This window comes from Streptomyces sp. CA-146814 (assembly GCF_050942385.1).
Lineage (GTDB): Bacteria > Actinomycetota > Actinomycetes > Streptomycetales > Streptomycetaceae > Streptomyces.
This window is the reverse complement of sequence record NZ_CP192068.1, coordinates 4,978,658-4,992,442: the sequence shown is the minus strand read 5'-3', so window position 1 is coordinate 4,992,442 and position 13,785 is coordinate 4,978,658. Positions and strand designations below refer to the sequence as shown.

The window sequence follows — 13,785 nt, the reverse complement described above, 5'->3', positions numbered from 1 at the left end:
ATGTTACCGAATAATCCGAACAGACACCCACGCCTTACCACCCGTGAGACCCCGGAAAAAAGGAACCGGAATTCTGGGGACTTCCCGGCCGGCCGCACCGGAGCGGCACGCACCGGCAGAACCTCGCTCACACTTCCGACACATATGCCGATCGATCAGTGGCGTGATCTCGGCCAACACATTTACGTCATCAACGATTCGTCCGGATGGTGGTTCGGCGATTGGCTGATTTACGGCCAGCAGCACTACCCGGACCGCTACAAACACGCCATCGCCGAGACGTCGCTCAGTTATCAGACGCTACGCAACTACGCGTGGGTGGCCGGACAGTTCGGCGTGGACCGCAGGCGCGACCGGCTGAGCTTCCAGCACCACGCCGAGGTGGCGGGCCTCAACGTCGAGATGCAGGACAACTGGCTCAACCAGGCCGAACGGTTCGGCTGGTCGCGGAACGAACTGCGACGGCGCATCAAGGCGGGGCTGCGCCCGCCGTCCGAGAAGCTGCCGGCCAACGTCCGGGTGGATGTCACCGCCGAACGCCGCGCCCGCTGGGAGCGGGCGGCGGCCGACCGGGGCCAGGAACTCTCCACCTGGATCATCTCCGTGCTGGACGAGTCCGCGAGCGTCTGGCAGACGGAACCCACCCCGCAGCTCGCCCCGGCCCCCGCCGAGCACCCCCAGCAGAACGGAGCCCCCCTGCCATGACACTCGCTGTCTGGGACTACCTGAACGAGTTCGAAGCGGAGCGCGACGACATCCTCGACGCCGTGGAGAGCGTGTTCCGCTCCGGTCGGCTGATCCTGGGCGACAGCGTCCGGGGCTTCGAGAGCGAGTTCGCCGCGTACCACGGCGGCGGGCAGTGCGTCACCGTGGACAACGGGACCAACGCCCTGGTGCTCGCGCTCCGCGCGGTGGGCGTGAAACCCGGTGACGAGGTCATCACCGTCTCCAACACGGCTGCCCCCACCGTCGTCGCCATCGACGCCGTCGGAGCCGTGCCCGTGTTCGTCGACGTCGACCCGGACACGTATCTGATGGACGTGGACCAGGTCCCCAAGGCCGTCACCGAACGCACCCGCGCCCTGCTGCCCGTCCACCTCTACGGGCAGTGCGTCGATCTGGCGCCGCTGGAGGAGTGCGCGCGCGCAAACGGCCTGGCGCTCGTCGAGGACTGCGCACAGGCCCACGGAGCCCGCCGCGACGGCCGGATCGCCGGGACGACCGGCGACGCCGCCGCCTTCTCCTTCTACCCGACGAAGGTGCTGGGCGCCTACGGGGACGGCGGCGCCGTCCTCACCGGCCGGGACGAGACCGCCGACGCACTGCGCAGACTGCGCTACTACGGCATGGAGAACCGCTACTACGTCGAGGCCACGCCCGGTCACAACAGCAGGCTGGACGAGGTCCAGGCGGAGATCCTGCGGCGCAAACTGACCCGGCTGGACACCTATCTGGCGGGGCGGCGCGCCGTGGCCGACCGGTACGCCGAGGGCCTGGCCGGCACCGGTCTGGTGCTGCCCGCCGTCGCGCCGGGCAACGACCACGTGTACTACGTGTACGTCGTACGCCATCCGCAACGCGAGGTGATCATGCGGGAGATGGAGCGCAGGTCCATCTCCCTCAACATCAGCTACCCGTGGCCGGTCCACACGATGCGGGGATTCGCGCACCTGGGGTACCGGCCCGGCGATCTGCCGGTGACCGAACACCTGGCGGAAGAGATCTTCTCCCTGCCGATGTACCCGTCCCTGCGCCCGGACGACCAGGAGCGCGTCATCGAGGCCCTGCGCGAGGTGACGGACCGGCTGTGACCCCCCTGCCCCCCGCGACTCCGTCCGCCCGCCCCGAGGAGGCAGCCGTCGTGGAGGAGTCCGTCCCCCGCCCGCACCCCTCGGTGACCGGCGCCTTCGGCCGCTGGTGGGAGGAGCGCCGCCGTGCGGCTCCGCTGACGGTCACCCCCGTCTCCTTCGCCGACCTGCACCAGTGGCACTTCGCACCGGAGGGCGGAGACCTGGTCCATGCGACGGGCGGGTTCTTCGCCGTGGCCGGAATGCGCCGGTACGAGGCCGACGGCTCCGTGCGGGACCAACCGGTCATCTCCCAGCCCGAGATCGGGATGCTGGGCATCCTGGTCAAACGGTTCGGCGGCGTACCGCACGCGCTGATGCAGGCGAAGGCCGAGCCCGGCAACGTGGGCTCGGTCCAGCTGTCGCCGACGGTGCAGGCCACCCGCAGCAACTACACGCGCGTGCACCGCGGCCACGGCACCCGGCATCTGGAGCACTTCTCCGGCGACCGGCGGGGCCGGGTGCTGGTGGACTCCCTCCAGTCCGAGCAGGGGGCGTGGTTCTGGCGCAAACGCAACCGCAACGTGCTGGTGGAGACCACGGCCGAGGTGGCGGACCACCCGGACCACCACTGGGTGGAACTGGACGAGTTGCGGCGGCTGCTCCGTACCGACCACCTCGTCAACATGGACGCCCGGTCGGTGCTGGGCACCGCTCCGCTGTTCCGCCCGCCCCCCGACAGCGACGATCCGTTCGTCCGGGCGCTCGCCCGCTCCTACGCCGAGTCCCCGGCCGGAGACGACGACGAGCAGGAGGTACGCACGTGGCTGAACGACGCCAAGAGCCGATGCGCCTCGTCCGCCCGGCTGCTGCCGCTCTCCGGCATCGACGGGTGGACCCGCACCGACGGGGAGATCGGCGACGACGACGGCACCGCCTTCCGGATCATCGCCGTCCAGGTGACAGCGGTCGGCCGGGAGGTTCCGGGCTGGTCGCAGCCGCTGCTCGCACCCCGGAGCGAGAGCGTGGCGACCTTCCTGGCGCGCGAGATCGACGGGATCCTGCACCTGCTCGTCCAGGCACGGGCCGAGCCGGGACTCCACGATCTGCTGGAGCTGGCGCCGACCGTGCACCGGCACTACCCCGGCGAGGCGCCCGGCCCCTTCGACGCGCTCGCGGAGAGCGAGGACCCGGCGCGCGTCCGGTACGACGCCCGGCACTCGGAGGAGGGCGGCCGGTTCCACCGGGCGATCACCCGCCACCGGGTGATCGACGTCGGCGCCGAGGTCCCGGTCGACGTACCCGAGTCGTACCGGTGGCTGACCGTCCACCGGTTACGGACGCTGGCGCGGCAGGGCTACCACGTCAACGTCGAGGCACGCAGCCTGCTGGCCTGCCTGCACAGCCTGTGGTGAGCGCCCGGACCGGCGGATCGGTCCACGGCCTCCGCCGGCCGCAGGGCCGCACCGACCGAGAGGACCACTCCGTGCAATGGAAGAGCCTGGGCGTGCAGGGGGCCCGCGTCTTCACCCCGACCGTCTTCCCGGACGAACGAGGCCTGTTCGTCGCCCCGTTCCAGCGCGATCCGTACGCCGGGGCGGTGGGCCTCCCGCCCTTCCCGCTCGCCCAGACCGCGCACAGCCGCTCGCGGCGCGGAGTGGTGCGCGGCGTCCACTACACCGCCGCGCCACCTGGCATGGCCACGTACGTGTACTGCGCGCGCGGCCGGGCCCTGGACATGGTGGTCGACGTACGAGTGGGTTCCCCCACGTTCGGCCGGTGGGACTCCGTGGTGCTCGACGCGGAGGAGTTCCGCGCCGTCTATCTGCCCCTGGGCGTCGGGCACGCCTTCACCGCCCTGGAGGACGACACCGTGATGTCGTACCTGCTCTCGGGCGGGTACTCGGCCGAGGACGAGAAAGCGGTCTCGGTGTTCGACCCGGCGCTGGGGCTGCCGGTCGCGCCGAGCCCGCCCCCCGTGCTGTCCCCCCGCGACCGGTCGGCCCCCACGCTCGCCGAGGCACGGGAGGCCGGGATGCTGCCGGACTACGCCACCTGCCTGGAACTGGAGGCCGAACTGTGCTCCGCGGTGCCCGGCCCGGCGTCGGGACCGGCCCGATGAGCGCGGCTCCGGGCGGTGCGGCGGCGGGCCCGACGGCGGGGCGTACCCCCCTGATCACCGTGCTGGGGGCCTCCGGGTTCCTCGGTTCCGCGGTCGCGGCCATGCTCGCGCGCACCCCGGTCCGTCTCCGGCTCGTGGCCCGGCGGGCCGGCTCGGTGCCGCCCGGCGTCGCCGAGGTGGAGACCCGGGCCGCCGACCTCACCGACCCCGGCAACCTGCGCGACGCCCTCGCGGGCGCCGACGCGGTGGTGCACCTGATCTGTCACCGCACCGACAGCCACGCCTGGCGCACGGGGAACGATCCGATGAGCGAACGGGTCAACGTGGGCATGGTGCACGACCTGATCGACGCGGTACGCGGAAGGGCCGGGGGGCCGCCCCCCGTCTGCCTGTTCATCGGCTCCACAAGTCAGGTGGGCCTGACGTCCGCCGACTGCATCGACGGCACCGAGCCGGACCGCCCGGCCAGCGTCTACGACCGGCACAAGCTCCTGGCGGAGCAGGCGCTGCTGTCGGCCACGGCCGAGGGCGTGCTCCGGGCCCTGTCGGTGCGGCTTCCCACCGTGTTCGGAGACTGCCCGGTCCCGACGGCGGTCGACCGCGGGGTCGTGACCGCGATGGCCCGGCGCGCCCTGGCGGGTGAGCCCCTGACGGTCTGGCGGGACGGGGAGATCGCCCGCGACATGCTGTACGTGACCGATGCCGCCCGGGCGCTCGTCACGGCACTGGACCACGCCGACGCCCTGGCGGGGCGCAGTTGGGTGGTGGGCACCGGGCGGCCCACCCGGCTCAGGGACCTGTTCACCTCGGTCGCCGAGATCGCGGCGGCGCTCACCGGCGGGCCACCGGTCCCGGTCGTCACCGTCGATCCGCCCGCCCACGCCACGCCGCCCGACTTCCACAGCTACACCGTGGACGCCTCGGCGTTCCGCGCGGTGACCGGATGGACGCCGGACGTGCCGCTGCGGACGGGCCTCGAACGCACGGTCCACGGCCTCGCGAAGGACCGCCGGGAGGAGCCCGCGGGAGGCTGAGGCAGGTGGCGCCCCGGGTCAGTGCCCCATGCCGAGCCCGCCGTCCACGGGGATGACCGCGCCCGTGACGTATCCGGCGTCGGGGCCCGCGACGAAGCGCACCACGCGCGCCACCTCGTCGGCCGTGCCGCTCCGTCCGAGCGGCACGGCCCCCCGCATCTCCTTCTGGCGCGACTCGGGGACCGCGGCGGTCATATCGGTGTCGATGATTCCCGGCGCGACCACATTCACGGTGATGTTCCGCGGGGCGACTTCGCGCGCCAGGGAACGGGCGAATCCGATCATGGCCGCCTTCGAGGCAGCGTAATTCGTCTGCCCTGCGGACCCCATCATTCCGGATACCGACGAAATGAGAATGATGCGCCCCTTCCGGGCCCGCATCATCGGATACAGGGCACGGCGGGAAACCCGGAAAGCGCCGCCCACGTTGGTGTCGTAGACCGAGGAGAAATCGTCGTCGCGCATCACGGCCAGCAGTTTGTCCCGGGTGATACCGGCATTGGCCACGAGCACCTCGACAGGCCCGTGCTCCTCCTCCACCCGCTGAAACGCCTGGTCCACCTGGTCGGTGTCCGTAACATCGCACGGGACCCCGAGGACCCCCTGCGGCGGCGTGCCCGACCGGTGAGTGACGGCGACCCGGTCCCCCGCCTCGGCGAAGGAAAGCGCTATCGCCCTCCCTATTCCCCGATTTCCCCCGGTGACGAGAACCGAACGCCCCATGACATGCCCCCTGAATTCCCTTGAATTCCCGGCGAACCCGACGGGCAACGCGCCCCCGACCGCCCTTGGGAAAAGAGCCAAGCACAGCACTCGGAACTGTTCAAGGGCGAAGCCGTGCCGGGAACGGAGGCACCGCGGCCGACGGAACCGGGACGCCTTTTCCGCCGTGCTGTTCCGGGGCGCGGCCTCCCCGGAACGCCGAAAGAGCGGCTTCTGCCGTCAGCCCCGGATGCGGGCCCGGCGCGACATCACCGCGCGCAGGACCCGGCGCCCCTCCGTCGACAGGTCCAGGGCCTCGCGCACCCCGGCCCCGCTGCCCGCCGTGCCGGTCGTCTCCGCGAGGATCTCCAGGATCCGGACCTGGCGCTCCAGCTCCCCCGCCACCAGCGGCCCGGCTTCGGTCGGCTGCCCGTCGCGCGCCGCCTTAAGGAGGTCGGCCCCGTTCACCGGAGCCTCCCCGTCCGGGGCGTCGAACCGGCCGTGGATCTCCAGCGCGACCAGCGAGCAGGCGTCGGCCCACTCCCGTAGCGGCGCGGGAGCGAAGTCGGAGGGCGCGGCCCCCAGCATCGCGCGCACCCGTGCGGCCGGGCCGTCACTGACGGCCTCGTCGTCCATCGCCGTACGGACGGCCGCGAGGCGGATGGCCCATTCCCGCCCGTCCTCGCAGCTCGCCCAGAGCGGCCGCAGCGGCTCGGTCCCGTCCGGGCCCGCCAGCAGCGGCAGGCACCGGTCCAGGCAGGCCACGGCACTGGCGGCGAGCGCTCGCTCGTCGGCGCGTTCGATCAGTTCCAGCAGACTCATCGACGTCTCCCTCGGTCTACCGCGTACTGCGTCGAATGGCCGAAAAGCGTCACTTCTGAGCGGGTGTCAGCGGTGCGCACCCGGGACCGGCGGGGCGGGAACCCAGGACTGTACGGCGCGTTCCACCTGCATCCGGGTCAGGGCGCGGACGAAGAGGATCGCCAGTACCGCGGCGACGATCTCCAGCGCCTCGGCGGCTGCCACCAGCGCGAGGGCGTGCGCCTGCTGCTCCGGCTCCTCGGCGATGTCCTGCACGTGTGCGGTGATCCGGTCGGTGAGGAGCGTCGCGATCCACAGGGCCCACCAGAAGTTGAGCAGGGCCCGCGGGACGGCCGTCCGGCCGCCCTCCGGGCCGATCGGGGCGCTGCCCGCCCAGATTCCGTCGGCCACCCTGTAGGGGAACCAGAGGTTGGCCACGGGCACGAACCAGCCGCCCACGGCCCAGCCGGGGCCCATCTTCTGGACGCCCGGGTCGAAGACCTCGGCGTTCCGGCGGGTCCGGTGAAACCAGAGGATGAAGAGGATGCCGGTGACCATGAAGACGGTCGGCTGGTAGTCCGTGATGGTGTCGTGGAGGCGGTCGGCCGACTGGACCCGGCTGAGCTGGACGGCCGTGTAGTCGCCGGCGGCGAAGTCCTGCCATGTGGAGCGCAGGTGGAGTCCGCTGACGATGGCGGCCAGGTCGGTCGCGATGACCGTACCGAGCAGGGCGGTCACCGCCCAGGACAGGCCGACCGGCGAGCGCGGCCAGTCGCGCACGCCCCAGCCGCCGGGGCCGGTCGCTGCGGGTGCCAGGTGGTCGGGCAGCGGCGGCCGAGTACCGGAGCAGAAGGTGCAGAGGCCGTCGTCGGTGACGGCCGTTCTGGTGCGGCAGCGGGTACAGAGCATGAGGCATCCCCCCAAGGGCGCGAAGTCGGCAGGCGACCACACGTCCCTCCCCAGGAAGCGCACGGTCGGCGGACCGTATCAGGTGCCCGGAAGCACACAGTCCACCGACCGCCCCGGGGGTCTCGTCAGCCCGCGCTGCCCGTCCGGCCCGCCAGCTCCTGGAACTGTGCCCAGGTCAGCTCCGGCTTCCGCGGGTCCCACAGCTTCTGCGAGGTCGCGACGAGCGGCATCCTGATGCCGTCGGCCACCTGCTGGGTCGTCTGCGCGTTCGGCAGGTCGCCCCAGACCGCGAACCGGCCGCCGAGGATCTGCGGCGAGTAGCGCTGCGCCACCGGTTCGGTGCCGCGAAGGACCATCGGGGTCCACTGCTCGTAGATCCGCTTGCCGGTCGGGTAGACGAACTCGTTCGGCTCGCCGAGCACGTAGTACAGGAACTCGTCGTTGAGGTTGAGCATCTTGTAGCCCTCGGCGAGGTACTCCTGCGGCGGCCGGGCGCCGATCTCCTTGCCGGTCCAGTACTCGATCTCGATGTTCTTGGCCGCCTTGACCTTCGAGTCCCGGAAGAGGCCGTCGTTCCACGCCTTGGCGGTGCGGCCCTTGGGCTCGACCACCTCGGCCCGGTCGTTCAGCCAGCCGGTGGCGAGGTCCTCGATGGTGGCGCCCGAGCCGTGCTTCTGCTCGGCGGCCCGCTGGAGCTGCGGGTACGAGGCGGCCGGGTCGCCGACCATCAGCGCCTGGTACTCGTCGGCGCCCAGGTGCCAGTACTTCCCGGGGAACAGGTCGGTGTACTCGTCGAGCAGCTCGTCGATCAGCTTCGCCGCGCCCGGCTTCGAGATGTCGATGGACCCCGGCGACTCCCGGCCCTGGGTGTTGCGGAGCTGGAGGTCGGGGTGGGCCCGCAGCACCGCGCCGAGGTGTCCGGGCGAGTCGATCTCGGGGACGACCTCGATGTGCAGGCTGCTGGCGAGGCCGACGATACGGCGGACCTCGTCCTGGGTGAGGGCCTCCTCGGAGACCACCTCGGGATGGGTCTTCGACTCGATCCGGAACGCCTGGTCGTCGGAGAAGTGCAGGCCGAGCTGGTTCAGCTTGAGGTCGCCCATCTCCCGTATGCGGTCCTCGATCCACTCCGCGCTGTAGTGCTTACGGGCGATGTCGAGGTTCAGCCCGCGCTGCGGCCGGTCCGGCCGGTCGTTGACGACGCCTTCCGGGACCGTCCTGTCGGCCTTGAGCGACTGCTTGAGGGTCCGGGTGCCGTAGAAGACGCCCGACTCGTCGGGGCCGGTGATCCTCACCTTCCGGTCGCGGACGGTGAGCGTGTACGACTCGGCCGGCCCCTGGTCCTTCGCGCCGAGCGCCAGCTCGACGTCCCCCTCGCGCGGCTCCTCCGCTCCCCGGTAGGGGAGCTTCAGCTCCTTGGCGAGCAGCTCGGCCTCGTCGGCGAGCACCTGGCTGCCCTTGGCTATGACGATCGAGCTGTCCTTGCCCGGCTGCCAGCCGGGACCGCGCGCGGCGGTGTGCTCGCGGACCGCCGGGATCGTGCTCGGGGTGGTGGAGAGCGGGTAGCTGCGGGACGGCGACGGGGCGGCCGCCGTGGCGGAGGTCCCGGACGGTGAGGCCGCGTCGCGGGAGGGGTGGCTGCCGGAGCCTTCCGGCCAGACGACGACGGTGAGGACGACGGCGGCCGCGGCCGTGACAGCCGCGCCGGTGACGAGGGCACCACGCGTGGGCGACATCGCTCAGATTCCTCCGGAGTAGGAGCCAGTGGGGGGATGTGGAGGGGGTGGATCGTCGGGGGTGAGTGGGGTGAGTGAATAGGCTGAAAGGTTGACATTTGTGGCGGCGATCCGCTCACCGAGGACGATCGCGGAGCGTACAGAACGCCAGACCTCGCAGGTCAGACGGCCGTCAAACGTTCCGTAACTCTCCCGTTCGGGTGATTTTTGGCCGTTCCCCCGGACGGCCCCCGACGGATCTCGCTAGCGTTGCTGCACATTCGTCCCTCTCTTCACTTCCACCCCGAGAACATCTTCGCTTCCACCCGGGACCGTCACACTCCCACCCCGTGTCCGTCCCGGTTTCACCTCGCGTACGCCCCCGTCGGGCAACCTCGTTGCCCTTCTGCCCGTCTTCCGTGGCACAGATGTCATTGATCGAGGAGTCCACGCTGTCCAGGTCCAGCGAGTCCCCCGCCGGCCTGCCCGAGCAGTCCGCGCCCCCGGCCGGGCCCTCCGCCATACCCGTGCAGCTCCGCCACCCGCCGCAGGTCAGCGGCGGAGCCGGAGTGTCCCCCGCCACCCTGGCGGCCGGTCTCGCCCGGTTCAACGAGGCGCCGTTCACCACCGCCGAGGCCGCGCTCCTGGAGTGCTGCGGCAGCGGGCGCTGGGCCCACCGGATGGCCGCCCACCGCCCTTTCCACGACCTGGCGTCCCTGCTGGCCGCCTCCGACGAGGCGGGGTACGACCTGGCACCCCGGGACATCGCGGAGGCGCTCGCCGCCGAGCCCGCCCCCTGCCTGCACCACGACGCGCCGCGCGCCGCGCACCTGGCGCTGCGGGCCGCGCACGCGGCGTACGAGAGCAGATTCGGCCATTCCTTCGTGATCTGCCTCGACGCCTGCCCGCCCTCGCAGGCCGTGGACCAGGTCCTGGCCTCCATCCGGGTCCGGCTGACCCACGAGGTGGACGAGGAGCGGGCCGTCACCGCCGACGAACTGCGGCGACTCGCCCGGAGCCGACTGGTCGAGCTGGTCACCGAGGGCTGGTGACCCGCAGCCGGTCACCGGGAGCCGGTCACCCCGGCGGCGGGCAGGCCGCCCGGCATGATCGGCAAGAGACCCCTAGCCCGTACGTGCCTGTTTGATTGCCACTTTGATCACACCAGAGGCCCCGGCGCGAACGAACCGACAATGCGTCGCTACGATGGCCGGGGCCGGTGGACCGTACCCGGCCGGGTCAGACCGACAGTCAAGCCGGCCGACCCCAATCCCCGCTCCCGGAGGGTTCTTCCGTGCCGGCTGGAACGCTGTACCGCGGCCGGGAAGGCATGTGGTCCTGGGTGGCTCATCGAGTCACCGGTGTCCTCATTTTCTTCTTCCTGTTCGTACATGTCCTGGACACCGCTCTCGTCCGCGTCTCCCCCGAGGCCTACGACGAAGTCGTGGCCACGTACAAGACGCCGATCGTCGCGCTCCTCGAATACGGCCTCGTGGCCGCGATTCTCTTCCACGCGCTGAACGGTCTCCGGATCATCGCCGTGGACTTCTGGGCCAAGGGCCCGCGACTCCAGAAGCAGATGCTCTGGACCGTGATGGGCATCTGGATCGTGCTGATGGTCGGGGCCCTGTACCCCGTCCTCGGTCACGCCGTACGCGACGTCTTCGGGAGCTGAGGCCCATGTCCAGCGAGACTTCTTCCGCAGCCGCGATCGGCGACGTGGAGAGCGTGAGCCTCTACGACGTCGACAACCCGGCCCCGGTGATCGAGCCGCCGCGCAAGCGGACCGGCAAGACGCCCAAGGGATCGCGCACCAACTTCGAGATGTACGCCTGGCTCTTCATGCGCCTGTCGGGCATCCTCCTGACCGTCCTCGTCATCGGCCACCTGCTGATCCAGCTGGTGCTCGACGGCGGCGTCTCCAAGATCGGCTTCGCCTTCGTGGCGGGCCGCTGGGCCTCGCCGTTCTGGCAGGCCTGGGACCTCATCATGCTGTGGCTCGCCATGCTCCACGGCGGCAACGGCCTGCGCACGGTCATCAACGACTACGCCGAACGGGACAGGACCCGCTTCTGGCTGAAGATGCTCCTGTACACCGCCACGGTGTTCACCGTCCTGCTGGGCACGCTGGTGATCTTCACCTTCGACCCGAACATCCGCTAGGCGCCGGGACAGAGGGACCAGAGGAAAACCATGCAGATCCACAAGTACGACACCGTCATCGTCGGCGCCGGCGGCGCCGGCATGCGCGCGGCCATCGAGTCGACCAAGCGCAGCCGTACCGCCGTGCTGACGAAGCTCTACCCCACCCGCTCCCACACGGGCGCCGCGCAGGGCGGCATGGCCGCCGCGCTGGCCAACGTGGAGGAGGACAACTGGGAGTGGCACACCTTCGACACGATCAAGGGCGGCGACTACCTGGTCGACCAGGACGCCGCCGAGATCCTCGCGAAGGAGGCCATCGACGCCGTCCTCGACCTGGAGAAGATGGGCCTGCCGTTCGGCCGCACGCCCGAGGGCCGCATCGACCAGCGCCGCTTCGGTGGTCACACCCGTAGCCACGGCGAGGCCCCGGTCCGTCGCGCCTGCTATTCGGGCGACCGCACCGGCCACATGATCCTCCAGACGCTGTACCAGAACTGCGTCAAGGAGGGTGTGGAGTTCTTCAACGAGTTCTACGTCCTGGACCAGCTGATCACCGAGGTCGACGGGGTCAAGAAGTCCGCCGGCGTCGTCGCGTACGAGCTGGCGACCGGCGAGATCCACGTCTTCCAGGCGAAGTCGGTCATCTACGCCTCCGGCGGCACCGGCAAGTTCTTCAAGGTGACGTCGAACGCCCACACCCTGACCGGTGACGGCCAGGCCGCCTGCTACCGGCGCGGTCTGCCGCTGGAGGACATGGAGTTCTTCCAGTTCCACCCGACGGGCATCTGGCGCATGGGCATCCTGCTGACGGAGGGCGCCCGTGGTGAGGGCGGCATCCTCCGCAACAAGGACGGCGAGCGCTTCATGGAGAAGTACGCGCCCGTCATGAAGGACCTCGCGTCCCGTGACGTCGTGTCCCGCTCCATCTACACGGAGATCCGTGAGGGCCGCGGCTGCGGTCCCGCCGGTGACCACGTGTACCTGGACCTCACCCACCTGCCGCCGGAGCAGCTGGACGCCAAGCTCCCGGACATCACCGAGTTCGCGCGGACGTACCTCGGCATCGAGCCCTACACGGACCCGATCCCGATCCAGCCGACCGCGCACTACGCCATGGGCGGCATCCCGACCAACGTCGAGGGCGAGGTGCTGGCCGACAACACCACCGTCGTCCCGGGCCTGTACGCCGCCGGCGAGGTCGCCTGTGTCTCCGTGCACGGCGCCAACCGCCTGGGCACCAACTCGCTGCTCGACATCAACGTCTTCGGCAAGCGCTCCGGCATCGCGGCCGCCGAGTACGCGGTGAAGAGCGACTTCGTCGAGCTTCCCGAGAACCCGGCCCAGCTGGTCGCCGACCAGGTGGAGCGGCTGCGCAACTCCACCGGCACCGAGCGCGTCGCCGCGCTGCGCACGGAGCTCCAGGAGTGCATGGACGCCAACGTGATGGTGTTCCGCACCGAGCAGACCATCAAGACGGCGGTCGAGAAGATCGCCGAGCTGCGCGAGCGCTACCTGAACGTGTCCATCCAGGACAAGGGCAAGCGGTTCAACACCGACCTGCTGGAGGCCATCGAGCTGGGCAACCTGCTCGACCTGGCCGAGGTCATGGCGACCTCTGCGCTCGCCCGCAAGGAGTCCCGCGGCGGTCACTACCGCGAGGACTACCCCAACCGCGACGACGTCAACTTCATGCGCCACACCATGGCGTACCGCGAGGTCGCGGATGACGGCTCCGAGTCGATCCGGCTCGACTACAAGCCGGTCGTCACGACCCGCTACCAGCCGATGGAGCGTAAGTACTGATGGCTACCCCCACCCTGGACAAGACCGGCAACGCCGAGGCCGGCTTCGCCGACTCGCCGTTCATCACGGCCACGTTCCGGATCCGCCGCTTCAACCCCGAGGTGTCGGACGAGGTCCAGTGGCAGGACTTCCAGATCGAGATCGACCCGAAGGAGCGTGTCCTCGACGCCCTTCACAAGATCAAGTGGGAGCTCGACGGAACCCTGACGTTCCGCCGTTCCTGCGCCCACGGCATCTGCGGTTCCGACGCGATGCGGATCAACGGCAAGAACAGGCTCGCCTGCAAGACGCTGATCAAGGACATCAACCCGGACAAGCCGATCATGGTGGAGGCCATCAAGGGCCTCACGGTCCTCAAGGACCTCGTGGTCGACATGGACCCGTTCTTCCAGGCGTACCACGACGTCATGCCCTTCCTCATCACCAAGGGGAACGAGCCGACCCGTGAGCGCCTGCAGTCCCCCGAGGACCGCGAGCGGTTCGACGACACCACCAAGTGCATCCTGTGCGCCGCGTGCACGTCCTCGTGCCCGGTGTTCTGGAACGACGGCCAGTACTTCGGCCCGGCGGCGATCGTCAACGCGCACCGCTTCATCTTCGACTCGCGCGACGAGGGCGGCGAGCAGCGGCTGGAGATCCTCAACGACCGTGACGGCGTGTGGCGTTGCCGTACGACGTTCAACTGCACGGACGCCTGCCCGCGTGGCATCGAGGTCACCAAGGCGATCCAGGAGGTCAAGCGCGCGCTCATCACGCGTCGCTTCTGA

General features: G+C 70.4%; 14 protein-coding genes. 10 read left to right on the top strand and 4 right to left on the bottom strand.

What is annotated here, in order from left to right; genetic code table 11:
• Nucleotides 1-144 precede the first annotated feature (144 nt).
• The 5 genes from ACQP09_RS22485 (at nucleotide 145) to ACQP09_RS22465 (ending at nucleotide 4,943) form a co-directional block, all read left to right on the top strand.
• Complete coding sequence (locus ACQP09_RS22485) at nucleotides 145-705, top strand: LmbU family transcriptional regulator (RefSeq protein ID WP_433402274.1); 561 nt, start codon at nucleotides 145-147, stop codon at nucleotides 703-705.
• Complete coding sequence (locus tag ACQP09_RS22480) at nucleotides 702-1,811, top strand: DegT/DnrJ/EryC1/StrS family aminotransferase (protein WP_433402272.1); 1,110 nt, start codon at nucleotides 702-704, stop codon at nucleotides 1,809-1,811. The genes ACQP09_RS22485 and ACQP09_RS22480 overlap by 4 nt, the downstream gene beginning before the upstream one ends.
• Nucleotides 1,808-3,202 (top strand): NDP-hexose 2,3-dehydratase family protein, encoded by a 1,395-nt coding sequence (locus ACQP09_RS22475; protein WP_433402270.1) that lies wholly within the window; start codon nucleotides 1,808-1,810, stop codon nucleotides 3,200-3,202. The genes ACQP09_RS22480 and ACQP09_RS22475 overlap by 4 nt, the downstream gene beginning before the upstream one ends.
• A gap of 71 nt (nucleotides 3,203-3,273) precedes the next feature.
• Nucleotides 3,274-3,909: a dTDP-4-dehydrorhamnose 3,5-epimerase family protein gene (locus tag ACQP09_RS22470; RefSeq protein ID WP_432152307.1), complete on the top strand. Its 636-nt coding sequence runs from the start codon at nucleotides 3,274-3,276 to the stop codon at nucleotides 3,907-3,909.
• Nucleotides 3,906-4,943, top strand: coding sequence for an NAD-dependent epimerase/dehydratase family protein (locus tag ACQP09_RS22465; RefSeq protein WP_433402267.1), 1,038 nt, complete (start codon nucleotides 3,906-3,908; stop codon nucleotides 4,941-4,943). Before ACQP09_RS22470 ends, ACQP09_RS22465 begins: the two co-directional genes overlap by 4 nt.
• Before the next feature lie 18 nt (nucleotides 4,944-4,961).
• Here the strand turns inward: ACQP09_RS22465 and ACQP09_RS22460 are convergent, their stop codons facing one another.
• From ACQP09_RS22460 to ACQP09_RS22445, 4 genes are all read right to left on the bottom strand, one after another.
• Nucleotides 4,962-5,666: a beta-ketoacyl-ACP reductase gene (locus ACQP09_RS22460; protein ID WP_432152305.1), complete on the bottom strand. Its 705-nt coding sequence runs from the start codon at nucleotides 5,664-5,666 to the stop codon at nucleotides 4,962-4,964.
• 219 nt (nucleotides 5,667-5,885) lie between these two features.
• Nucleotides 5,886-6,467 carry a hypothetical protein gene (locus tag ACQP09_RS22455; RefSeq protein ID WP_433402265.1) on the bottom strand — a complete coding sequence of 194 codons (582 nt, stop codon included), beginning with the start codon at nucleotides 6,465-6,467 and terminating at the stop codon, nucleotides 5,886-5,888.
• Between the two features lie 66 nt (nucleotides 6,468-6,533).
• Nucleotides 6,534-7,355, bottom strand: coding sequence for a DUF4328 domain-containing protein (locus ACQP09_RS22450; protein ID WP_433402263.1), 822 nt, complete (start codon nucleotides 7,353-7,355; stop codon nucleotides 6,534-6,536).
• Nucleotides 7,356-7,480: 125 nt separating this feature from the next.
• Entirely contained in the window at nucleotides 7,481-9,091 is a 1,611-nt protein-coding gene (locus ACQP09_RS22445; protein ID WP_433402261.1) for a family 20 glycosylhydrolase, read from the bottom strand.
• 407 nt (nucleotides 9,092-9,498) lie between these two features.
• Here ACQP09_RS22445 and ACQP09_RS22440 point away from each other — a divergent pair, with 407 nt between their 5' ends.
• The 5 genes from ACQP09_RS22440 (at nucleotide 9,499) to ACQP09_RS22420 (ending at nucleotide 13,785) form a co-directional block, all read left to right on the top strand.
• Nucleotides 9,499-10,122 carry a 2-oxo-4-hydroxy-4-carboxy-5-ureidoimidazoline decarboxylase gene (locus ACQP09_RS22440; protein WP_433402259.1) on the top strand — a complete coding sequence of 208 codons (624 nt, stop codon included), beginning with the start codon at nucleotides 9,499-9,501 and terminating at the stop codon, nucleotides 10,120-10,122.
• A 242-nt stretch (nucleotides 10,123-10,364) separates the two neighbouring features.
• Complete coding sequence (gene sdhC / locus ACQP09_RS22435; protein ID WP_078625614.1) at nucleotides 10,365-10,745, top strand: succinate dehydrogenase, cytochrome b556 subunit; 381 nt, start codon at nucleotides 10,365-10,367, stop codon at nucleotides 10,743-10,745.
• A 5-nt stretch (nucleotides 10,746-10,750) separates the two neighbouring features.
• Nucleotides 10,751-11,233 carry a succinate dehydrogenase hydrophobic membrane anchor subunit gene (locus ACQP09_RS22430; protein WP_404064415.1) on the top strand — a complete coding sequence of 161 codons (483 nt, stop codon included), beginning with the start codon at nucleotides 10,751-10,753 and terminating at the stop codon, nucleotides 11,231-11,233.
• A 30-nt stretch (nucleotides 11,234-11,263) separates the two neighbouring features.
• Complete coding sequence (gene sdhA / locus ACQP09_RS22425; protein ID WP_433402256.1) at nucleotides 11,264-13,018, top strand: succinate dehydrogenase flavoprotein subunit; 1,755 nt, start codon at nucleotides 11,264-11,266, stop codon at nucleotides 13,016-13,018.
• A complete protein-coding gene (locus tag ACQP09_RS22420; RefSeq protein WP_364784215.1) occupies nucleotides 13,018-13,785 on the top strand; it encodes a succinate dehydrogenase iron-sulfur subunit in 768 nt (255 codons plus the stop codon). Before sdhA ends, ACQP09_RS22420 begins: the two co-directional genes overlap by 1 nt.